The organism is Metallibacterium scheffleri, assembly GCF_002077135.1.
Lineage (GTDB): Bacteria > Pseudomonadota > Gammaproteobacteria > Xanthomonadales > Rhodanobacteraceae > Metallibacterium > Metallibacterium scheffleri.
Genome location: NZ_LDOS01000002.1, coordinates 1,674,366 through 1,695,853 on the forward strand (window position 1 = coordinate 1,674,366; position 21,488 = coordinate 1,695,853).

22 protein-coding genes and 2 tRNA genes are annotated in these 21,488 nt (G+C 66.1%); 12 read left to right on the forward strand and 12 right to left on the reverse strand.

What is annotated here, in order from left to right; genetic code table 11:
* Positions 1–43 precede the first annotated feature (43 nt).
* Positions 44–1,867 (reverse strand): FAD-dependent oxidoreductase, encoded by a 1,824-nt coding sequence (locus Mschef_RS12930; RefSeq protein ID WP_081130030.1) that lies wholly within the window; start codon positions 1,865–1,867, stop codon positions 44–46.
* Positions 1,868–2,101: 234 nt separating this feature from the next.
* Here Mschef_RS12930 and Mschef_RS12935 point away from each other — a divergent pair, with 234 nt between their 5' ends.
* Both Mschef_RS12935 and dbpA read left to right on the forward strand, forming a co-directional pair.
* Positions 2,102–2,818, forward strand: coding sequence for a pseudouridine synthase (locus Mschef_RS12935; RefSeq protein WP_081129051.1), 717 nt, complete (start codon positions 2,102–2,104; stop codon positions 2,816–2,818).
* 34 nt (positions 2,819–2,852) lie between these two features.
* Positions 2,853–4,235, forward strand: coding sequence for an ATP-dependent RNA helicase DbpA (gene dbpA, locus Mschef_RS12940; protein ID WP_081129054.1), 1,383 nt, complete (start codon positions 2,853–2,855; stop codon positions 4,233–4,235).
* A gap of 13 nt (positions 4,236–4,248) precedes the next feature.
* On the opposite strand, the gene Mschef_RS12945 is transcribed toward dbpA, so the two are convergent.
* Both Mschef_RS12945 and Mschef_RS12950 read right to left on the reverse strand, forming a co-directional pair.
* On the reverse strand, positions 4,249–5,616 hold the full coding sequence (locus Mschef_RS12945; protein WP_081130031.1) for a sensor domain-containing protein: 1,368 nt from the start codon (positions 5,614–5,616) through the stop codon (positions 4,249–4,251).
* Between the two features lie 86 nt (positions 5,617–5,702).
* The gene (locus Mschef_RS12950; RefSeq protein ID WP_081129057.1) at positions 5,703–6,698 is read right to left on the reverse strand and encodes an aldo/keto reductase; all 996 of its coding nucleotides are present in this window, start codon (positions 6,696–6,698) and stop codon (positions 5,703–5,705) included.
* Between the two features lie 113 nt (positions 6,699–6,811).
* Between Mschef_RS12950 and Mschef_RS12955 the strand changes: the two genes are divergently transcribed.
* The 3 genes from Mschef_RS12955 to dnaQ are packed head-to-tail and all read left to right on the forward strand — an operon-like array spanning position 6,812 to position 8,645.
* Positions 6,812–7,459, forward strand: a complete 648-nt coding sequence (locus Mschef_RS12955) for a class I SAM-dependent methyltransferase (RefSeq protein ID WP_168708913.1) — start codon at positions 6,812–6,814, stop codon at positions 7,457–7,459.
* The gene (gene rnhA / locus Mschef_RS12960) at positions 7,456–7,902 is read left to right on the forward strand and encodes a ribonuclease HI (RefSeq protein ID WP_081129063.1); all 447 of its coding nucleotides are present in this window, start codon (positions 7,456–7,458) and stop codon (positions 7,900–7,902) included. Before Mschef_RS12955 ends, rnhA begins: the two co-directional genes overlap by 4 nt.
* The gene (gene dnaQ, locus Mschef_RS12965) at positions 7,899–8,645 is read left to right on the forward strand and encodes a DNA polymerase III subunit epsilon (RefSeq protein WP_081129066.1); all 747 of its coding nucleotides are present in this window, start codon (positions 7,899–7,901) and stop codon (positions 8,643–8,645) included. Before rnhA ends, dnaQ begins: the two co-directional genes overlap by 4 nt.
* Positions 8,646–8,679: 34 nt before the next feature.
* Here dnaQ and Mschef_RS12970 read toward each other — a convergent pair whose 3' ends face one another.
* On the reverse strand, positions 8,680–9,351 hold the full coding sequence (locus Mschef_RS12970) for a PP2C family protein-serine/threonine phosphatase (RefSeq protein WP_168708914.1): 672 nt from the start codon (positions 9,349–9,351) through the stop codon (positions 8,680–8,682).
* 107 nt (positions 9,352–9,458) lie between these two features.
* Between Mschef_RS12970 and Mschef_RS12975 the strand changes: the two genes are divergently transcribed.
* From Mschef_RS12975 to Mschef_RS12985, 3 genes are all read left to right on the forward strand, one after another.
* A tRNA-Ser gene (locus Mschef_RS12975) sits at positions 9,459–9,549 on the forward strand.
* A gap of 206 nt (positions 9,550–9,755) precedes the next feature.
* Positions 9,756–9,830: transfer RNA gene (locus Mschef_RS12980), tRNA-Val, on the forward strand.
* 276 nt (positions 9,831–10,106) lie between these two features.
* Positions 10,107–10,352: a hypothetical protein gene (locus Mschef_RS12985; RefSeq protein WP_081129070.1), complete on the forward strand. Its 246-nt coding sequence runs from the start codon at positions 10,107–10,109 to the stop codon at positions 10,350–10,352.
* Between the two features lie 189 nt (positions 10,353–10,541).
* On the opposite strand, the gene Mschef_RS12990 is transcribed toward Mschef_RS12985, so the two are convergent.
* Complete coding sequence (locus Mschef_RS12990; RefSeq protein ID WP_081129073.1) at positions 10,542–11,105, reverse strand: cytochrome b; 564 nt, start codon at positions 11,103–11,105, stop codon at positions 10,542–10,544.
* Positions 11,106–11,452: 347 nt separating this feature from the next.
* Complete coding sequence (locus Mschef_RS13000) at positions 11,453–13,801, reverse strand: S9 family peptidase (protein WP_081129076.1); 2,349 nt, start codon at positions 13,799–13,801, stop codon at positions 11,453–11,455.
* Positions 13,802–14,098: 297 nt separating this feature from the next.
* Between Mschef_RS13000 and Mschef_RS13005 the strand changes: the two genes are divergently transcribed.
* The 3 genes from Mschef_RS13005 to Mschef_RS13015 all read left to right on the forward strand — a co-directional run bounded on the left by Mschef_RS13005 (position 14,099) and on the right by Mschef_RS13015 (position 16,349).
* Complete coding sequence (locus Mschef_RS13005) at positions 14,099–15,370, forward strand: MFS transporter (protein WP_168708915.1); 1,272 nt, start codon at positions 14,099–14,101, stop codon at positions 15,368–15,370.
* A gap of 138 nt (positions 15,371–15,508) precedes the next feature.
* Positions 15,509–15,871, forward strand: coding sequence for an ArsR/SmtB family transcription factor (locus Mschef_RS13010; RefSeq protein WP_081129082.1), 363 nt, complete (start codon positions 15,509–15,511; stop codon positions 15,869–15,871).
* Entirely contained in the window at positions 15,849–16,349 is a 501-nt protein-coding gene (locus tag Mschef_RS13015; protein ID WP_081129085.1) for an SRPBCC family protein, read from the forward strand. The genes Mschef_RS13010 and Mschef_RS13015 overlap by 23 nt, the downstream gene beginning before the upstream one ends.
* Before the next feature lie 90 nt (positions 16,350–16,439).
* Here the strand turns inward: Mschef_RS13015 and Mschef_RS13020 are convergent, their stop codons facing one another.
* Both Mschef_RS13020 and Mschef_RS13025 read right to left on the reverse strand, forming a co-directional pair.
* A complete protein-coding gene (locus Mschef_RS13020; protein ID WP_081129088.1) occupies positions 16,440–17,138 on the reverse strand; it encodes a transposase in 699 nt (232 codons plus the stop codon).
* Between the two features lie 169 nt (positions 17,139–17,307).
* Entirely contained in the window at positions 17,308–18,531 is a 1,224-nt protein-coding gene (locus Mschef_RS13025) for an SEL1-like repeat protein (RefSeq protein ID WP_081129091.1), read from the reverse strand.
* A gap of 38 nt (positions 18,532–18,569) precedes the next feature.
* On the opposite strand from Mschef_RS13025, the gene Mschef_RS13030 reads away from it, so the two are divergent.
* Positions 18,570–19,667, forward strand: coding sequence for an IS110 family RNA-guided transposase (locus tag Mschef_RS13030; protein ID WP_081126072.1), 1,098 nt, complete (start codon positions 18,570–18,572; stop codon positions 19,665–19,667).
* A 343-nt stretch (positions 19,668–20,010) separates the two neighbouring features.
* On the opposite strand, the gene Mschef_RS13035 is transcribed toward Mschef_RS13030, so the two are convergent.
* The 4 genes from Mschef_RS13035 to Mschef_RS13050 all read right to left on the reverse strand — a co-directional run bounded on the left by Mschef_RS13035 (position 20,011) and on the right by Mschef_RS13050 (position 21,464).
* Positions 20,011–20,475 carry a S1 family peptidase gene (locus Mschef_RS13035; protein ID WP_136256568.1) on the reverse strand — a complete coding sequence of 155 codons (465 nt, stop codon included), beginning with the start codon at positions 20,473–20,475 and terminating at the stop codon, positions 20,011–20,013.
* A 336-nt stretch (positions 20,476–20,811) separates the two neighbouring features.
* A complete protein-coding gene (locus Mschef_RS13040) occupies positions 20,812–21,009 on the reverse strand; it encodes a DUF2283 domain-containing protein (protein ID WP_081129096.1) in 198 nt (65 codons plus the stop codon).
* Positions 21,006–21,242: a hypothetical protein gene (locus Mschef_RS13045; RefSeq protein ID WP_081129098.1), complete on the reverse strand. Its 237-nt coding sequence runs from the start codon at positions 21,240–21,242 to the stop codon at positions 21,006–21,008. Before Mschef_RS13045 ends, Mschef_RS13040 begins: the two co-directional genes overlap by 4 nt.
* A gap of 15 nt (positions 21,243–21,257) precedes the next feature.
* Positions 21,258–21,464 carry a hypothetical protein gene (locus Mschef_RS13050; RefSeq protein WP_081129099.1) on the reverse strand — a complete coding sequence of 69 codons (207 nt, stop codon included), beginning with the start codon at positions 21,462–21,464 and terminating at the stop codon, positions 21,258–21,260.
* Positions 21,465–21,488 lie beyond the last annotated feature (24 nt).

Consider the following 21,488-nt stretch of genomic DNA (forward strand, 5'->3'; position numbering starts at 1 on the left):
TCCCGCGAGGAGAGGGGAAGGACTGGCGCTGGACGCGTGGCGCTCATGCGGCCTCCTTTTTCGCCGCCTTGGCGTGACAGCCGGGGCCGGCGTGGGTCATCTCGAGCAGGAACTTCTGCATGTCCCAGGCGCCGGTGGGGCAGCGTTCGGCGCACAGGCCGCAATGCAGGCAGACGTCCTCGTCCTTGACCATCACGCGGCCGGTCTTGAGCGGGTCGGACACGTACAGGTCCTGTGTCAGGTTCAGCGCAGGCGCGTGCAGGCGTGGGCGCAACTCGGCCTCCTCGCCGTTCTGCGTGAAGCTGATGCAGTCCATCGGGCAGATGTCGACGCAGGCGTCGCACTCGATGCACAGGCTAGTCGCGAACACCGTCTGCACGTCGCAGTTGAGGCAGCGCTGCGCTTCCTGCCAGGCGCTGGCGGCGTCGAAGCCCAGCTCGACCTCGACCTTGATGCTCTTCAGCGCTTTCTCGGCGGCCGCCCACGGCACCTTGTGGCGCTGCTCGGGCGAGATGTCGTTGTCGTAGCTCCACTCGTGGATGCCCATCTTCTGCGAGGTCATGCGCAGCAGCGGGTCGGGCCGCGCGCGGATGTCCTCGCCGTTGAGCAGTTTGTCGATCGAGATCGCCGCGTCGTGACCGTGGGCGACGGCCCAGATGATGTTCTTCGGGCCGAACGCGGCATCGCCGCCGAAGAACACGCGAGGGAGCGTCGACTGCAGCGTGGCCTTGTCCAGCACCGGCAGGCCCCAGCGGTCGAAGTCGAGGCCGAGGTCGCGCTCGATCCACGGAAACGCATTCTCCTGGCCGACCGCGATCAGCACCGCGTCGCAGTCGAAGCGCTGCTCGGGCGCGCCGCTGGGCACCAGCGCGCGCCGGCCCTGCGCATCGCGTTCGGCGCGCACGCTCTGGAAGCGCATGCCGGTGAGCCGGCCGTTTTCATGCTCGAAGGCGACGGGCACCAGGTAGTTGAGGATCGGGATACCCTCGTGCTGGGCGTCTTCCTTCTCCCACGGCGAGGCCTTCATCTCCTCGAAGCCGGAGCGCACGATCACCTTGACGTCCTCGCCGCCGAGACGCCGCGCCGAGCGGCAGCAGTCCATCGCGGTGTTGCCGCCGCCGAGCACGATCACGCGCTTGCCGATGGCGTCGATGTGGCCGAACGAGACCGAGGCCAGCCAGTCGATGCCGATGTGGATGTGCGCGGCGGCCTCGCGCCGGCCGGGCAGCTCGAGGTCGCGCCCGCGCGGCGCGCCGCAGCCGATGAACACGGCATCGAAACCTTCGGCCAGCAGGGCTTTCAGCGAATCGACGCGCTGGCCGCCGCGGAAGTCGATGCCGAGATCGAGGATGTAGCCCACCTCCTCGTCGATCACCGCCTCGGGCAGGCGGAAGCGCGGCACCTGGGTGCGCATGAAGCCGCCACCCTTGGCGTCGCTGTCGAACACGCTGATGTGGTAGCCCAGCGGCGCCAGGTCGCGCGCCACCGTCAGCGAGGCCGGGCCGGCGCCGATGCAGGCCACGCGCCGGCCGTTGGGCTTGCCGGGTTGCGGCAGGCGGCCGCGGATGTCGTCCTTGTGGTCGGCGGCGACGCGCTTGAGCCGGCAGATCGCCACGGGCTCGGGCACGCTGCCGTTGTTTTCCTCGACGCGGCCGCGCCGGCAGGCCGGCTCGCAGGGGCGGTCGCAGGTACGCCCGAGGATGCCGGGGAACACGTTCGACTCCCAGTTGACCATGTAGGCATCGCCGTAGCGCCCGGCGGCGATCAGCCGGATGTACTCGGGCACCGGGGTATGGGCCGGACAGGCCCACTGGCAATCGACGACCTTGTGAAAATACTCGGGTTTGCGGATATCGGTGGGCTGCACCACGTACCTCCAACTGGAAGCAACGATCACGCCCGCCAGGCAATCCACGGTGGGCGACCCGAACCAAGTCGCGCGCAGTCTAGCCCTTCGGCAAGGCGCCGCAAGCAGCGCTGGCTGATGTTCCGCGGCGGGGCTTGTAGCGCGGCGCCGCGCCGCCGCGCCGCGCGCGCCAGGTGACGCTGCATGGCCGCTGTGCCAGCATGCGCGCCCACTCCGCGGGGCATCGGCACCGGCATGCGCGTCAACAAGCTCATCAGCGACAGCGGCGTGTGCTCGCGGCGCGAGGCCGACGCGCTGATCGCGCAGCGGCGCGTGACGATCGATGGCGCCGTCGCGGCCATCGGCGCCGTGGCGACCATGGACGCCGTGGTGTGCGTGGATGGCGTGGCGCTGCGCCCGCGCGCGGCGCGCGGCGCGGCGGCGCGCAGGCATGTGTATATCGCCTTGAACAAGCCGGTCGGCATCACCTGCACCACCGAGCACGCGGTCAAGGACAACATCGTCGATTTCATCGACCACGCCGAGCGCATTTTCCCCATCGGACGCCTGGACAAGGATTCGGAAGGCCTTATCCTGCTGACCAGCAACGGCGACATCGTCAATGAGATCCTGCGTGCCGAGAACGCGCACGAAAAGGAATATCTGGTCGGCGTCAACCGCCCGGTGACGGCGCAATTCCTGACCGGCATGGCGCGCGGCGTGCGCGTGCACGGGCAGATGACGCGGCCATGCAAGACCCGGCGCATCGCCAAGTTCGGTTTCGCCATCGTGCTGACGCAAGGCCTCAACCGGCAGATCCGGTTGATGGCCGAGGCATTCGACTATCGCGTCACGCAGTTGCGCCGCGTGCGCATCGTCAACATCCGGCTGGGCGCGTTGCGCGTGGGGCAATGGCGCAACCTGACCGACGCCGAGTTGCACGGACTGCTGCCGCAGCGCACGTCATGGTGAGCGCCGCGCGGCGCCTTCGATGCGATCATGGCGCATGACTGACTTCGCGCAACTGCCATTGAGCCCTGCCCTGCTGCAAAGCCTGGCGGCGATGGGCTATGCCCGCATGACCCCGGTGCAGGCAGCCAGCCTGCCGCCGATCCTGGCCGGGCAGGACGTGATCGCGCAGGCGCGCACCGGCAGCGGCAAGACCGCGGCGTTCGGCCTCGGCCTGCTGGCGCGACTGGACGCAAGCCAGAACCGGGTGCAGGGCTTGGTGCTGTGCCCGACACGCGAGCTGGCCGACCAGGTCAGCAAGGAAATCCGCCGCATGGCCAGCGCCACGCCCAACATCAAGCTGCTCACGCTCAGCGGCGGCATCGCGCTGGGGCCACAACTGGCCTCGCTGGCGGCGCACGATCCGCACCTCGTCGTGGGTACGCCCGGCCGCGTGCAGGAACTGCTGCGCAAGCGCAGCCTGCACCTGTCGGCCTTGCGCATGCTGGTGCTGGACGAGGCCGACCGCATGCTCGACATGGGCTTCAGCGAGGCCATCACCGAGATCATCGGCAAGACGCCGGCGCTGCGGCAGACGCTGCTGTTCTCGGCGACATGGCCGCAGGCGATGCGCGAGATCAGCGCCAGCATCCAGCGCGATCCGGTCAGCGTGACCGTGGATAGTGTCAACGCGTTGCCCGACATCGAGCAGCGTTTCTTCGAAGTCGAACCCGCACGGAAAATGGACGCGCTGGCGCAGTTGCTGCGCAGCGAGCAGCCCGAATCGGCGCTGGTGTTCTGCAATACCCGGCGCGACACGCGCGAGGTGGCCGAGGAACTCGATCGGCGCGGCTTCTCGGCGCTGGCGCTGCACGGCGAAATGGAGCAGCGTGACCGCGACGAAGTGCTGGTGCGTTTCGCCAACCGCAGTTGCGCGGTGCTGGTGGCCACCGATGTCGCCGCGCGCGGCCTCGACGTGCATGGCCTGGCCGCGGTGATCAGCTGGGAGTTGCCCAGCGACGCGGACGTGCATGTGCACCGCATCGGCCGCACCGGCCGCGCCGGCGCCAAGGGTCTGGCGCTGAGCCTGTGCACACCGCGCGAACGCGCGCGCGCCAGCGCCATCGAGGCGCAGGCGGGCAGCGCGCTGGCATGGCACACGCTGCCACCTGCGCGCGGCGCCGGCAAGCAACTGGCTCTGGCGCCGATGGCCACCGTCTGCATCGATGGCGGACGCAAGGACAAGATGCGCCCCGGCGACATCCTCGGCGCGCTCACCGGTGACGCGGGCCTGCGCGCCGAGGACGTCGGCAAGATCGATGTGTTCGCCACGCGCGCCTATGTCGCCATTCGCCGCGCACTGGTCGACGCAGCCGTAGCGCGCCTGCGCGCCGGCACCATCAAGGGCCGTCGCTACCGCGTGCGTCGCATCGGCGGCTAGCGGGCCGCGGCGATCACTCCGCGAGTTCGGCCAGCGCCATCCAGCAACGATTGCCGCCGAGCTTCTTGGCGCGATACATCGCCTGGTCGGCGACGCGCAGCAGCGCGTGCCCCGCGTCGGCGTGCTCCGGGTAGGTTGCGACGCCGATGCTGGCCATAGTCGATACGTTCTGCGCATCCAGCGCGAACGGCCGCTGCAGGCCGGCGCGGATTTTCTCGGCCACCAGCAAGGCATGCGCTGCCTGCTTGATCCCGGTCAGCAGCACCACGAACTCGTCGCCGCCCATGCGCCCGACCGTATCGGATTCGCGCACGCAGCCGCTGATGCGCCGCGCGACTTCATGCAGCAGGCGGTCGCCCGCGGCGTGACCCAGGCTATCGTTGACCTGCTTGAAGTGATCCAGATCGATGTACAGCACGGCCAGGCACGAATGCGCGCGGCGTGCATGGTCCAGTGCCGCCTGCAGGCGATCATCGAACAGTTTGCGGTTGGGCAGATGCGTGAGCGCATCGTGCTGGGCGATGTGGCGCAGCCTGGTTTCGGTCTGCTTGCGTTCGATGGCGGCGGCGATCTGGGTGGATACGAATTGCAGTAATTGCTTGTCCGCGTCGGTGTAGCGCGCGTCGCCCGAGTAGTTTTGCACCACCAGGGCGCCCAGCGTGTCGCCACGCGCGATCAGCGGCACGCCCAGCCAGTCCAGCGAAGGCGTGCCGGCGCCGAACTCGCCGTTTGCGCAGATCGTGCCGTTACCGTCGGCGGTGAGCAGCAGCGCCGTACCGCTACGGATGACGCGCGCGCTGAGCGAACCGGAATCGAGTTTGATCGGTTGTGGCGCGCTATCGTGCTCATCGACGAAATACGGAAAGCTCAGCGTGTCGCGCGCGTCATCCAGCAAGGCCACGAAGAAATTGCGCGCCGGCAGCAAGGTTTCGATGATCGAGTGGATGTCGCGGAACAGCTCGTGCAGATCCGCGGCGACGTGCGCCGCCTCGGAGATGGCCAGCAGCGCGGTGCGCACCGACTCGGCACGCTTGAGCGCGGTGATGTCGCGCGCCACGGCGATGCGCACGCCATCCTCCTCGGACCAGCGCGCCGACCACATGATGGGCACCACGCGCCCATCCTTGCGCACGTAGCGATTCTCGAAGTGCGGATTGGGCACCCCGCGCATGATCGCGGCGGCCGCCTCCAGGGTGCGCGCGCGGTCGTCGGGATGCACCAGATCGATCATCCGGGTGCCGACCAGTTCCGCGGGCGCATAACCGAAGATGCTCTGGCAGGCGGCACTGATGAACACGAAGCGGCCCTCGGCATCGACCAGACACACCGCGTCGAGCAGATGGTCAAGCACGTTATCGAGACGGATGGATGGGGTCGTCATGGTTCCAGGCGCGGTCATGCCGGTTCGAGAATAGAACAGCGGCGTGGCGCATTTCGAGGCATGGCTCGCAACCGTGCGCTGCGCGCCTAGGCGCGCTCGCTGTCCAGCAGCGCCATCTGCGCAGGCGCGTAGCGGGTGCCGGCGATGGCATCGCGCGGCACGGCCCGCGCCAACGCGGCCAGCGTTTCGGCATCGAGCCGCTGCCCCTGCGCAGCCAACGCCTCGTGCAGTTGCGCGCGGCGCCGCGCGCCGATCAGCGGCACGATGTCCGCGCCCTGCGCCGTCACCCAGGCGATGGCGAGTTGCGCCAGGCTGAGCCCGCGCGCGGCGGCGAGCGCGCGCAAGGATTCGACCAGCGCGAGGTTGCGTTCGACATTGCCAGGCTGGAAACGCGGACTGTGCGCGCGAAAATCGCCGGCGCGCGAAGCCTGCGGCGACCAGTGGCCACTGATCAGGCCGCGCGACAGCACGCCATAAGCGGTGATGCCGATGCCGAGCTCGCGGCAGGCGGGCAGGATCGCGTCCTCGATGCCGCGCGAAACCAGCGAATACTCGATCTGCAAATCGCAAATCGGATGCACGGCGGCGGCGCGGCGCAGGGTATCCACGCCCACTTCCGACAGGCCGATGTAACGCACATAACCCGCCTTGACCATCTCGGCGATGGCGCCGACGGTGTCCTCGATCGGCACTTGCGGGTCGAGCCGCGCCGGGCGGTAGATGTCGATGTAGTCCACGCCCAGGCGCTGCAGCGAATAGGCGAGGAAATTCTTCATCGCCGCCGGACGCGTGTCGTTGCCGACCCAACCATTGGCCGGATCGCGCAACGCGCCGAACTTCACGCTCAGCAGCACCGCGTCGCGCGGGTGCGCGCGCAGTGCCTCGTGGATCAGCAACTCGTTGTGGCCGGAGCCGTAGAAATCACCCGTATCGAGCAGGGTGATGCCGGACTCCAGCGCGGCGTGAATGGTGGCGATGCTCTCGGCGCGATCCGCGGGCCCGTACATGCCCGACATGCCCATGCAGCCGAGACCGAAACTGGAAACGCGCGGGCCGGTGCGGCCAAGACTGACGCTGGACATGGGCGGGCTCCGCATTGCTGGCGATTCATCCATTATCTCCCCGCGACGGTTGGCGCGAGGTTATGCCGCGGCCTGCCTTAACCTCGACCGCGTAATCGCGCACAATGCGCGGCATGCCTGAATGCACCTCCGTGTTGACCGAGTCGCGCGCGCGCGCGCTGCAGCGCGTGGAGGCCACGCTGCTGGCGCCGTTCCTGCGCACCAGCAGCGGCACGCACGCGCTGTACCTGCGCCGCGCCGGCCTGCTGGGCGCCGCGTTGCCGGAGTCGGCCAACGGTCTGGGGCACTGGACGCGGCTCGATCTGGACGGCGCGGCCTGGCACGGCAGCGTGCGCGCGCTGGCCTGCGAACTGCCCTTCGCCGATGACAGCTTCGCCTTGCTGGTTGCCAGCCATGTGCTTGAAGCCACGCCCATGCCCGCGGCGCTGATCGCCGAGCTGGCGCGCGTGACGCTACCGGGCGCGCGCGTGCTGCTGTGCGGTTTCACCGCCTGGCATCCGCAGGCATGGTGGCTGCAGCAGCGGGCGCGGCGGGCCGGCATGCCCTGCCATCTGCGCTCGGCGCTGGCGCTGGCGAATCTGCTGCGCGCGCATGGATTCGAGCGTGAATTGATGCAGCGGCAAGGCTCCAGCTATCTGCTGGTCATGCGCAAACGGCGCGCCAGCGCACGCATCCTGCTGCTGACACGCGAGCCGCGCGGCGTGTTGGCCGGTCGGCATGTGCCGGTCCTGCCCGGCGGCACGCAGCGCGCCGCGTCATGAGCGTCGTCGACGTGCAGATCTGGACCGATGGCGCCTGCCTCGGCAATCCCGGCCCGGGCGGCTGGGCGGCGCTGCTGCGCAGGCAGGCGCACGAGCGCGTGCTCAGCGGCGGCGAGCCGCAGACCACCAATAACCGCATGGAGTTGATGGCCGCCATCGCCGCACTGGAAGCCCTGCAGCGACCCTGCCGTGTCGAGCTGAGCACCGACTCGCAGTATCTGCGCCAGGGCATCACCGAATGGGTGCCGCGCTGGCAACGCAACGGCTGGCGCACCGCGAGCAAGGCACCGGTGAAAAATCAGGACCTGTGGCAACGCCTGGACGCCGCGGCGCGAACGCACGAAGTGCGTTGGTCGTGGGTGCGCGGCCACAGCGGACATCCGGAAAACGAGCGCGTGGACCAGGCCGCGCGCGCCGCCGCCGAGGCCCAGCCACGCGCATGAACCGCATCGTCGTGCTGGATACCGAAACCACCGGCCTCGAGGTCAATCAGGGCCACCGCCTGATCGAGATCGGCTGCGTCGAGCTGGGCGACCGGCGCCGTAGCGGGCGTCATTTCCAGCGTTACCTCAACCCCGAGCGCGCGGTGGACCGTGGCGCACTGGCGGTGCATGGCCTCGACGATGCATTCCTGTCCACGCAGCCGCGCTTCAGCGAGGTGGCGGCGGAGCTGCTGCAATTCATCGACGGCGCCGAGCTGGTGATCCACAACGCGGCCTTCGATCTGGGTTTTCTCGATGCCGAACTGCAGCGCCTCGATGCCGCGCACGTGCCGCTGGCGCAGCGCTTCGCCGTGACCGACACGCTGCTGCTGGCGCGCGAACGCTTTCCCGGCCAGCGCAATTCGCTGGATGCCTTGTGCAAGCGTTTCGAGATCGACAACTCCAGCCGCAAACTGCATGGCGCCCTGCTCGACGCGGAATTGCTGGCCGATGTCTACCTGGCGCTCACCGCCGGACAAAGCGCGCTGAGTTTCGCCTTCGATGCCGAAACGGCGGGCGCGGCCGGCGCGCGCAAACCAAGCCGTGCGCGTGCCGGGCCCGGCACGGCGCAACGCCCGCGCGTGCTGCGCGCGAGCATCGAGGAACAGGCCGCGCACGCGCTGCGTCTGGATGCGCTGGACAAGGCCAGCAAGGGCACATGCCTGTGGCGCCAGCGCGAAGCCGACGCCGGCGCTGCAGACTGACCCCGCCTCGCCGCGCACGGCGCGTGCCTCGCGCTCAATGGCGCAGGCGCACCAGGATCGCGCTGAGGTTGTCGCGCGCAGGGTGCGCGAGCGCATCCAGCAAGAGGTGCTCGACCGATTCCTGCGCGCTCAGGTCATGGCGGATCAGCGCCTGCTGGCGCGCCTGCGGCGTGCTCGCTTCGATCACGCCATCGCTGCACAGCAGGATCGCCACCGGATGCCGCAGCGTGCCCTTGCGCAGGCCGATGCACAGCGCGTCGCTGGCGCCGAGTCCCAGCAGCGCGGTCGCGCTGGGCCGTTGCGCCGCATGCGCGTCGCTGCACGGCAGGGCGGCGGCGTTGGCCACCTGTGCGGCATCACTGCCGCCGAACAGGATGCTGCAATCGCCAACCCAGGCCAGCTCGAAATCGGGTTCGGCCAGACGCAACACCGCCAAGGCGGCACCCGCCGGATGCGCGACCGGATGCTGCGCCAGATACCGCGCCACCGCCGCCGCGGCGCGACGCACGGCGTCATCGAGCGGCACGCCCAGCCGCGCCGCGCGCAGGGTTTCATCGCGCGCCACCGCCGCCACCGCCTCGCCATGACCCGGCCCGCCCATGCCATCGACGACCACGAACACGCCCGCCGCCGCATCGATCGCGTAGGCGTCTTCGTTGAACTGGCGCTTGCGGCCCGGATGGGTGGCGTGACCGAATTCGAACATGGCGTCCTTCCAAAGCGGGCGAGCATGCCCAAAGCCGCTGCGGTTGTCACGATGCAGCGCTGCGCTTATCATGCGCGGCCTTGTGCAGCGCGCCGCACAGGCGTCGCGGAGAGGTGGCAGAGTGGTCGAATGCGCCGGACTCGAAATCCGGTTTACGGTTATGCCGTAACGTGGGTTCGAATCCCACCCTCTCCGCCAGTTGAATGAAACGGCTGAGTCCGGAGCGTGACGCCGCCTGGTCATGCAGCGGAGCATGGGTGAGAGCCCACGCGGTTCGACGCGATTGCCGGAGCAATCGCAGACACCGCAGGTGGCCCCGAGCGCTCCGCGCGCGGGGCGCGGTGCAGGATGCGCCGCGCAATCCCACCTTCCGCGCAAGCATTGCTACACTTCGCAACCCACGTGGGCGGTTAGCTCAGCGGTAGAGCACTTCCTTGACATGGAAGGGGTCACAGGTTCGATCCCTGTACCGCCCACCAATAAATCAATGAGTTATGTAACTTTCTGTCCAGGGCCCGGCTTCAATACCGGGCCTTTTTTCATGTCGCGGTCGATACCTAGTCGACACGTCGCCGCCAGATCGCCCACCTACACCTGCAACGAGACTCGGGCAACCGGAACCAGGTAAGGGACGCCGCAACGGTCATCGTGCCAGGCGCGGCGCAGAACCCCCGTCACGTATAGTCGGCCACATGAATGATTATTCCCGGCAGATCTTGCGGCTCAGATTCTGGACGCGCACTGCAACGTTCGCGTTGATCTTCACCCTGCCGGCAACCTTCCTCGCCGGCTTCATCACTTACGGCACGACGCTGGAGCACGTCGTGCCTTCCAGCATCTTCATCGTGCTGGGCGGCGCGCTCGTCGTCGCATACATCCGCATCAGGACTTTCCCCTGCCCGCGCTGCGGCCACCACTTCGGCGTCAAACATCCATTGGGCGCCAATATCCGCGGCCGCAAATGCGCGTACTGTGGCCTGGAAGCCTATCCAGAGCTCTGATCAGGACAACCAAGCGGAGCGGGCGCTGGGCTCGCCACAGGATGTTCATCGGGCGCAGCCAAAACGCCGCGTCGGTCGCCGCAAGCCACAAGCCACAAGCCAGCCTGACCTTTGCCGGTCAATCGTGCCCGTGTCGTATGCGCTGCGACCGGGTTATGCGGCGGCACGGGGCTTCCCGCTGCGCCACCATCAGCCTGGCCGCATCCTTTTCAGGAGGCCGTCCTTGAGGATGTAGTGGTGTATCAACGCCATGGCGGCATGCAGACTGGCGAGCACGATGATGGTCCATGCCACCGTGTCATGAAGACTGCCGATGGTGTGATCCAGGGCGGCCTGCCTGACCGTCGCGAATTGCAGCGAAAAAAGTCCGAAGAACTGGAAGGCTTCGGCCTGCGCCCAGCGCAACACGAAGCCCAGCACGATTTGCACGACCAGCAGCAGATAGAGCGCGTAGTCCATCGCCTTCGCGGCCCATCCCTGCACACCGCTGGCCGCTGCGGGCAAGCGCCTGCCGCGCGTGGCGCGCCACGCCAGGCGCGCCACGATCACCAGGGCCAGCACAATGCCCAGCGAGATATGCAGCGACTGGAATTGCTTTCTGAGCGGCGTGCCACGCGGAAGCAAGCCCCAGGTTTCCGCCAGTGCGAACAACACGATGACGAGCACGACCGTCAGCCAGTGCAGGGCGATCGTGGTTGAATCGTAGCGAACCGGCATGCCCGGTTCGATGCCGGATTTCGTGTTGCTGGCCATGGTTCAATCCTCGGCTGCGTGATCTGCAGCGGTGCACTTCCAGAAAATGCTTCCGATCCGCGTCATCTTCATAGATCGCCTCACGGCGATCACCACGCGCCGTCACGTGGCAGAGCGCACCACCGAATTCGAGGCGAACGGGGCGAACCATCCTGCGGATCGTACGCCGAGGAATGCTGCGAAGCTAAACCTGACACCGTGCTTTCGGTTCCCGAGCGCCTGTGTCGGGGACGGGAGTCGCTGCACGACAGCGAAGCTGGTCATCCAGCGCCTGTAATTGAGTGAAGTGCCGAGTCACTGGATTCCCGCCTTCGCGGGAATGACGAGCCCCGGCTATTCGAGACCTCCTACTGGGTAAGGCTCTTGGGCATGCCGTCGAACTCGTGCGGCGGCGTGTTGCCCGCCAGGTAACGGACGAAGAAGTCCCACATGCGGCGCGTGATGTACGGCGTGTAGGGACCGTAGTGGTGGCGCTCGTTGGGCACGATGAGCATGTCGAAGTTCTTGTTGGCCTTCATCAGCGCGCTGACCAGCAGGTAGGTGTTGCTGATCGGCACGTTGTCGTCGATCGAGCCCTGCACCAGCATCAGGTGGCCCTTGAGGTTCTTCGCCAGCAGTTCGCTGGCCTGGTTGTCGTAGTTGCTGGTGCCGTTCTTGTGCTTCACCAGCAGGCCTTCCCACTTCTCGCCCCAGGCGTAGTAGTAGTCGCGGTTGTCGTAGTTGCCGCTTTCCGCCCAGCCCACCTTGAAGAAGTCGGGGTCATGCAGCATGGCGGACACGGTGGCGTTGCCGCCGCCGGAGTGGCCCCAGATGCCCACGCGATCCAGGTCCATCCACGGATAACGCGCCGCCAGTTGCTTGATGCCGGCGATCTGGTCGGGGATGGTGTCGTCGCCCATGTCGCCGTACCAGGCGCGCTGGAAACTGGCCGAGCGGTAGGGCGTGCCCATGCCATCCAGCGTCACCACGATGAAACCGAGCTCGGCCAGCGCCTGGTTGCTGCCGCGCTCGGAGCGGAAGCTGAAGGTGGCGATGGAGCCGATCTGCGGGCCGGGATAGACGAAATCGACGATCGGGTATTTCTTGTGCGGGTCGAAGTTGGTGGGCTTGTACAACAGCCCGTACAGCGTGGTCGTGCCGTTGCGCGCCTTGACGGTGAAGGGCACCGGCGGCACCCAGCCCGTGGCGACCAGCCGGGCAATGTCGGTCCTGGCCACGGTGGCGAGGATGCGCCCGTCATCCGCCGCGCGCAGCACGGTCACCGGCGGCGTGGTCGGCGTCGAATACGAATCGACGAAGTAGCGCCCATCCGGCGCCATGGTGATGCGGTGGTCGGCGTCTTCGGGAGTCAGCAGCGTGGTCTTGCCGGTGTCGATATTCACCTTGAACAACTGCCGGTAGTACGGATTCATGCCCGGCGTGCGGCCCACGCCCACGTACCACAGCGTGCGGGTCTTGCGGTCGAGGTGCAGCACCTGGATCACATCGCCGTGCCCGGTGGTGATCGGGTGCAGCATCTTCCCGGTCTTCAGGCTGTACAGGTACAGGTTCATCCAGTTGTTCTGCTCGGTCGGCCAGATCGCCTCACCGGATGCGGGCAGGTACTGCCAGTCGGGGCGGCCGTACCAGCCTTGGTAGAAGTCCTTGGCGGTGTACTCGAACACCGTGCGCACGTCGCCGGTTGCGGCATCGGCGATGCGGAACCACTCTTGGCGACGGTCGCGCGAAGTCGAAACCAATGCGAAGGTCTTGCTGTCGGGCGCCCACTGCACGTCGTTCCACGAACCGAGCTGCTGCTCGGGCGCCATCTGCAGCGGCGTGACCTTGCGCGTGGCCACGTCGATCACCACCGGCCGCACCATGAACACGTGCTTGTCGCCAGGCAGCGGATACGGCCACGACTCCAGCTTCGGGTGGCCCACGCGCGTCACCAGGGCATACATGTCCTTGACCTTGCGCAGGTCGAGGCGGAACGCGACCAGGCTCCGTGAATCCGGCGCCCAGCGCACCACCGCGCCGTTGCTGGTCATCGGCCCGAAAGACTCGGTCGCATAGCCATCGTTGGCGACGCCATCGCTGGTGAGTTGCGTCACCTTGCCGGTGGCTTCGTCGCGCAGCCACAGGTTCCAGTCGCGCGCGAACACCAGCCATTTGCCGTCGGACGAGCGTTCCGCGTGCCCATCCACGCCCTTCAAACCGGTTTTCTCCTGCGTGCAGCGGCCCGCGCCGGACAGGTCGCAGCGGTAGTGCTTGCCTGCGATGGCGACAGCGAGTCGTCCATCGGGCAGCCGCCTGAAATCGAAGGCGTGCGGCCAGTGCTTCGCGTCCAGCGGCTTGCCCGCGGGCTTGCCCAGTGCGGCGGCCAGCTTCGATTCGTCGAACGCGGGCAAGCGCTGGTCGGTGCGAGCGTCCATTTCGAAAAAGCGGTCGCCGCTGGCGTCGTGGTCGCGATACCAGAAGTGCGTGGCGTCCAGCCAGTGCACGCGTTGCACTTCGTGGTCGACCAGCGGGTCATAGTTGCGGCCGACCAGCGGATCGGTACTGCGCAGCAGGAATTTCGCCGCGCGGGCGTAGTCGGCGTCGGTCAGTTGCCGCGCATAGTCGGGTCGCGGCAGCGCGCCCAGCAGCAGGGCCAGCCCGAGGAGGGCGAAGAATCGGGCAGCATGGATGCGTCGTGCCGCGTGCGTGAGGTTCATGGGCCTGGTCTGCTGTGGCTGCGAGGATGAATGGCAGACAACGCGCCACGGCGGCAGTTCCTGCGCTGCGTCGGAAATCACGCCCGGCTTACGGCATCGACCCGTGGCGGCGAACACGCCGAAGACGTGCGGGCCGAGCCTGGGCAGGTACCGGCGGCATGGAACGAATGCGCCACGAACGGGGTCCGAGTCAATGCGTTGTCGCGGCACGCGGCGTGGCGCGCATGCGCCGCGGCGACGAAATCAACCAGGTCGCGTCGTGGCCCAGACCCGACATGTCCCCAACCGGAGAGACCCATGGCCAACCGCCGCCGCGCACCGATCTGGCTGATGGGCATGACGATGCTTCCGTTCGGGATGCTCGGCGGCCTGATCATCGTCACCATCCCGCAGCTGCTGGCCGCCCGGCATGTGCCCGAGGACCGCATCGCCATGCTGACCGCGCTGGCGATATCGCCGATCTTCTGGATTTTCCTGATCTGCCCGCTGCTCGACGTGCGCTACACCCGGCGCACCTATGCCGCGGCCGGTGCCGTGATCGCCGCGGTGCTGACGCCGCTGGCCTTGCTGAACCTGTCCAACTTCACGCTACTGAGCAGTGTATTGCTGCTGGCGATGGCGGCAAGCGCGATCATGCAGAACGCGCTCGGTGGCTGGTTTTCGACCGTGATCTCGCGTGCGGACGAGGGCCGGCTCAGCGCGTGGTACATGATCGGCAACATCGGCGGCGGCGGGCTGACCGTCATGGCCGCGATCACCATGATCCGGCACCTGTCGCTGCCGGTGGCCGCGGTCGTGCTGGGCGCGGTGCAACTGCTGCCGCTGGCGATCTATCCCTTCATTCCGGCCACGCCGCCCGACGCCGGCCTGGCGCGCGACAGCTTCGGGCGGTTTTTCGTCGAAGTGGGGCGCCTGTTCAAGCGCCGCGAAGTGTTGGTCGCGCTGGCCATGTTCCTGCTGCCGTCGGCGTCCTTCACGCTGACCAACGTGCTGGGCGGGCTGGGCGACAACTTCCATGCCTCGATGCAGGTCGTGAGCGTCGCCGGTGGCATCGGCATGATCGCGGCGGGCATCGTCGGCTGCCTCGCCCTGCCCGTGCTGGCCAAACGCCTGTCGCTGCGCCCGCTGTACCTCACCATCGGCATCGTCGGCGGCCTGTTCACGCTGAGCCTGCTGCTGCTGCCGCACACACCCGCCGTGTTCGTGCTGGCGCTGCTGGGCGAAAACGTGTTCCAGTCGCTGGCGCTCACCGGCAGCACCGCGATCACCTTCGAAACCATCGGCTCCGACAACCCGCTGGCGGCGACCACATTCAGCCTGCTCACCGCCGCCGCGGCGTTCCCCATCGACTACATGGTGGCCGTGGATGGCCACGCCTATGCAGGTTACGGGCTGACAGGCGCCTTTGTCGCCGACGCCGGCCTGGGCATCGCCTCGTGCCTGCTGCTGGCGCTGATGTTGTCGCTGCTGCGACGGGCGGCAAAGAAACCCCAAGGCCAGGGCGTCATTTCTGTCACGCCCGCGCTGGATTTCCCGACCGACACTGGCCCTGCACGGCAGCACGCTTGAACACCGCCATGTCCTGACGCCACCTGTGAGGGGCTCTGGCCCGGTTGCGAGGTTGCGGCGGTGGAGGAGCTACGTGCGATTTGCGCCCGTGGGGTCATCTGCTTGCACATCCCCTATGTGTGATTTACAGTGAACCATATGGTTCACTGTCAAGCCCGCCTCGACACAACGTTCGCCGCGCTCTCCGATGTCACCCGACGCGGTGTGCTGGAGCAGCTCGGAGGTTCAGACGCCTCAATCACCGACCTTGCCCAAAGGTTTCACATGACCCTCACGGGCATGAAGAAGCACGTCAGCATCCTGGAGCAGGCGGGGCTCGTGACCACGGAGAAGGTCGGGCGCGTACGAACCTGCAAGCTCGGACAGCGCCGGCTGGAAGAAGAGGCCGCCTGGATCGAGCAACACCGCCAACTGTGGAGCGCACGCTTCGATGTGCTGGATGAGCTTGTCGAACACTTGAAACACAAGGAGAAGGCAGATGCCCAACGAAAAAGAAGGTAGTTCCGCCGTCATGAACCGCACCGTCGTGGAACGCAAGTCCGACCGCGAACTCGTCGTGAAGCGAACGTTCGATGCCCCGGTGCACATCGTCTTCGAAGCGTGGAGCAAACCCGAATTGTTCAAGCAGTGGTGGGTTCCGAAGTCCGTTGGCATGTCGCTGGTCTCGTGCGACATGGATATTCGCACCGGGGGCGCGTATCGCCTCGTGTTCAGCCATCCGGCCTTCGATCAACCGATGGCGTTCTTCGGCACGTACCGCGAAGTGACACCGAACCAGCGCATCGTCTGGATGAATGAGGAAAGCGACGAAGGGGCCGTGACCACGGTGACGTTCGAAGAAAATGACGGCAAGACGCTGGTCACCTTCCACGAACTCTATCCCACCACGGCGGCCCTCGAGGACGCGCTCGCCGGTTCGGCGGAAGGCCTGCCCGAACAGTTCGCGCAGCTGGATGAGTTGCTCGCAGGCAGATCGTAGCCACACCGCGGCGGCCGCAGTATCGGTGAAGCACACGATCACATCAAAGCGGGTCAGAGCCACTTCACATCAAAGCGGGTCAGAGCCACTTCACGCAGCACCCGACTCCCGCCGTGGCCGGTGTGCGGCGCGCACACTGGCGCAGCGGCCGATAACGGCTTCGATCTCGCGCTGGAAGCGCGGTGTGCCAAGCGCGCGCTGTTGCTGCACATAGGCGCGAATCTCCGTCAGCCGGTCGGCGTCCAGCGCATCCTTGAACAGCGCCCGATAAGCCGCGCAACGCTGCTCCGCATCGGCGGCGAGGCGCAGGTACTCATCATGCGGGATCACCACGGCATCGGCGACGGCACAGGCATTGGCGCGATAACTCGACCAGGCGTAGTCCAGCGGGTCGGCCACCATGCCCGCCCGCACCGGATTCAGCTCGATATAGCGGTAACACGTCAGCAGATAGCGCTCGCCATCCACCAGACAGGACTTGTAGCGACCTTCCCACAGCGTCCCCGTGCGCCGGTAGCGCCCGTTGATGTAGCCCACATACTGCCGACCCAGCCACTGCATCATCCGCGACACCGCCCCGGCCGACGACGGCGTGACCAGCAGATGCACGTGATTGGTCATCAGCACATACGCATGCACGGCACAGTCGTAGCGCATTGCTGACTCGCGCAGTCCGGCGAGGTAGCGGCGGTAGTCGTCGGCCGTGAAGAAGCAGGGCTGGCGATCATTCCCCCGCTGCACCACGTGCTGTGGCACAGCGGCGAGATCGGGTCTCGGCTGACGCGGCATCCGCGGTCTCCTTCGGCACCGCTGCAGTCTGCCCATCCGATCACGTCGCGCCCATCAGCCATCCCCCCTCATCACGTCAGCCGACGCATATCGCGCCTGTAAGGGGCTCTGACCCGGTTACGGACCCGGTTACGTAGCGCAATCGGCACGGCATGGGTGGGCCCCGTTCTCACTTATGGTGATCGGACCACCACTCCTGCGCGAGACGTTGCGCCTTGGCGACCTGCGCAGCTGGCATGATCTGCTCAAGTTTGATCACCAGCTTGCCTGCTTCCTCATCGCCGCCAGCGTGCGCGAGAATGAGCCATTTGGTGCTTAGCATGAAGTCTTGCGGGACGCCGCGGCCAGCGGCATACCGTGCTCCCAAGTTAGCCTGCGCCACGACCACGCCTTGCTCCGCCGCCTTGCCGTACCAGTAAGCCGCTTTGGTATCGTCCTGCGGGACGCCGTGGCCAGCACCGTACAAGTTTCCGAGATTGGTCTCGGCGATGTCATTTCCCTGTGCGGCGGCCTTGTTGTACCAGTCGAGTGCTTTGAGATAGCTCTGCGGAACGCCTCGGCCATACTCGTAGCTCACTCCGAGTAAGGCCTGCGCACCCGCTACTCCCTGCGCCGCAGCCGTTCGGAACCATTCGACCGCATGGGCGTCGTTTTGCGGGACGCCCAAGCCTCCTCCGTACATCGTACCTAGGGCCAGCTGTGCGTCAGCATACCCCTCCGCGGCCGACTTACTAAGCCAGTTAAACGCTTTGGCGTAGTCCGACATAATGCCAGGTCTGCCTTGCAAGTAGGCCAATCCGATGTTGTATTGCGCTTGCGCGAGTCCCCGGGCCGCCGGCTTGCTATACCATTCGATCGCTTCGGCTTCGTCCTGCGGCACGCCTTTACCCTGGTCGTACATCACCCCGATGTTGTATTGCGCTTCCGCAAATCCCTGGGCCGCCGCTAAGTGATACCAATGAAGGGCCTTTGCATAATCCTGCGGGACGCCTTGGGCGTTAGAGTACATAAATCCAATTTCGAATTGCGCTCTTGCATTGCCCTGTTCGGCAAGGGGTCCCAATATCGCAACCGCCGTGGCGTAGTCGCCGCTCAACGCCGCTCGAACACCTTGTTGGACGTCGGCACTGGACTTGGATTGCTTTTGGGCCAGTTCCTCTGGCGGTTTGCTGCGTTGGGGAAGCGCTTCAATCCACTCTGTGGGTAGCGCAAAGTTGAGCTGCTGACCGTTAGCTGCGTAGTAGGAGGTAATGCCGATTAGACGGCCTTCGCTGTCGAACAGCCCTCCACCGCTAGATCCGGGCGAGATAGGTGAGGTCATTTGAATGATGGTTCCACCGGGGACCTGACGAGTAAAAAGAGACTTCCCGCTTCCAACGGCCTCGAGGGCCATGATGGTTTTTACAACCGTCAGCAGAAGGGGAAGTCTCGATGAGCACTATAACCATGGGCGTGGATTTGGCGAAGAACCTGTTTTCCGTATGTGCGGTGGATGGCGCCGGACACGTGCAGCGGCGGCAGGATCTCGGGCGTGAAGCGTTTGCGCTGTGGCTGGCGCAGGTGCCGGCCGGCACCGTGGTGGCGATGGAGGCATGCAGTGGCGCGCACCATTGGGCGCGGCGCTGTTTGGAGGTCGGTCTGCAGCCGCGCTTGATGGCGGCGCAGTTCGTGACGCCGTTCCGCAAGAGCCGCACACTGAAGAACGACCGCAACGACGCCGAGGCGATTGCCACGGCGGCACGCCAGGGCAACATGCGCTTTGTGCCGGTCAAGTCGGTCGAGCAGCAGGCGCGGCTGGCATGGCATCGCGTGCGCGAGGGCTACAAGACCGAAGGGCTGGAGATCAGCAACCGCCTGCGCGGTCTGCTGGCCGAGTTTGGCATCGTGATGGCGCAGGGTGACCGGGCGTTGCGCATCGCCTTGGCGGATCTCGACGCAGCGGCATCGTTGCCTGCGGAGCTGAAGGAACTGCTGCGCGATCTCAGCGCGCACTGGGCGCAGGTGCGCGACCGCATCGCCGCGTGCGATGCGCGCATCGAAGCGCACGCCAAGGCGGATGAGCGCTGCGTGCGGCTGCGCGCGCTGATCGGCATTGGCCCGCTCACCGCCGATGCGATGGTGGCGAGCGTCGGCTCGGCCAAGGAGTTCAAGAACGGCCGGCAACTGGCCGCATGGCTCGGCCTGGTGCCGACCCAGCACTCCAGCGGCGGGCACACCCGCCTGGGCACGATCAGTTGCCGCGGCGATGCCTACCTGCGCACGCTGCTGATCCAGGGCGCGCGCAGCAGCCTGCAGCGCGCCAAGGTGACTGCACAGGATCGGGCCACGCCCGAGCAGATCTGGATCCGCCAACTGGCGTGTCGGATGCCGTTCGGCAAGCTGCTGGTGGCGATTGCGAACAAACACGCGCGGCAACTGTGGGCGATGCTGGCGCGCGAGGAAGCCTACGACGCCGAGGCGTGGCTGAAGCACCCGATGGTGCAGCGCCCGGCCGGCAAGCGCGCGGTGAGGATCGCCGGCATGGCATGACACGAACGCACATCCTTTCACGTCAGCGCGAAGTGGTCGACAACGGTCAGACCGACCCGGAGAGAACCTGACTAACCTGCCGGACGTCACCCCGTGTTTCGGCTGATCCCCGAACACCGACGATACCGAAAGACGAACGAGGTCTCCGGGTGCGGTTTATACCCTGGTCCGCGCCAGCATCAGCGGCGCAACAAGACCGTTTATGGAAATGCAGTCTGACATTCGTTGCATCACCACGCAGCACTGACACGCACGACGCAGCAAAGAGGACAACACGATGACCAGCCATGGCCCGAAAGCTCAAGGCAAGAACCTCAAGCGCGCGGCGTTGACGGGAAGTCTCTTATGGGAGGCTAGAAATGATGCCGCTTGAAAGCGTAAGGACGAACCCTTCAGGTGCGCCAATGGCGTAAGCATCTTCGCCTACCTCGAGTGCATTGGTGCCCCGCATCTTGACTGGGGGTGCACCAAGGCCTGGGACCGTGAGCGAGCACAGATCGTGATCAGGGTCGGCATAACGCAACTTCGCCGGAAACCGCTTGTTCCGGTACAAGACGCTCGCTGATTCTGTTCCATTCTCCGTGAAAACATGGCAATTACTGACCACTACGCCCTTCGCGATGACTACCCCGCTGCCTAACGCCAGGGCATGATCGTTAGCATCAATGGCCTTTACTACAACTATGCTTGGCGAGTCGGCGGCGAACACGCGGCTTGCCGTCGTCTCTGCTGCAGCGGCCCACGCTGACGTCGCGACCATGGAAAGCACGCCTACTAATGCGATAACTTTGTGCTTGTGAAATATCATGCCGCCCCCCTGTTCCGCTCCCCATCTCACATCCGGTACCCAAGTGGTGGATCACGGCCACATTGAATGAAGGGCGGCCTCAAACTCCAAGTGCAACACCCAAGCGGGAGTAGCTTAGGCTGTTGCAAAAACCGGGTCAGAGCCCCTTTCCACAGAGAAACTGAAACAGGGGTCAGAGTACCCTTTCTGACCCGCCACGAAAAACTGGCTCAGAGCCCATTTCCTCCGTGATGGTTTCGCGCTCATGTCGGAGCAAACGGGGTCACCATTTCGCCGCCCCGTAAAACAAACAATGCGCGCAAGTCACCCAGTGCGCTTGCGCTGGGCGGTCTGTGCTTAAGCCGCAATCTGCTCGTAAGAGAATCCGGGGACGTCGGTGCGCTGGCTCGCGTGTTCCATGGTCATCGCGCAAACGCGGCCCTGTTCGTCCAATTCCAGCAGGGTATTTTCATCCAGATCGCGTGTTTCCACGATATGGTCGGCGCGGAATTCGATGTAGAGCGTGTCGGTGTCCTGGAAATATTTGATCTTCATGGCACGAAACCTCGATCAAAGAAAGCGTTGTGCACCGTCTCCGCGTCGGACAGTAGCACGACCCGCAAATAGCGACCATCTGCCTCCGGAACACGTGCCCAGCAGCGGATGCGGCCGTCCGACTGGACGACGCGCTTTTCCGGATGGGCCATCGCCCGCTCTATCCACGCGTCGGCAATCGTCAGTCTATCCGGGCGGGTTCGTGTCAACTGGAAGTATCGCGTGGTTTTCATTGCCCGCCCTGACGGTCACATATTGCGCCGGTACTCGCCGCCGACTTCGTACAGGGCGTGGCTGATCTGCCCCAGCGAGTTGTACTTGACCGCGTGCATGAGCTGCTCGAACAGGTTGCGGCGCTCGCGGGCGGTGGTTTGCAGGGTGGCGAGGGAGCCGGGGGCATTGGGTGCGCCAGATCCTTCGCTGCGCTCAGGATGACAACCGGTGGGACGCTCCAAAAAACCGGGTCATAGCCCCTTTCC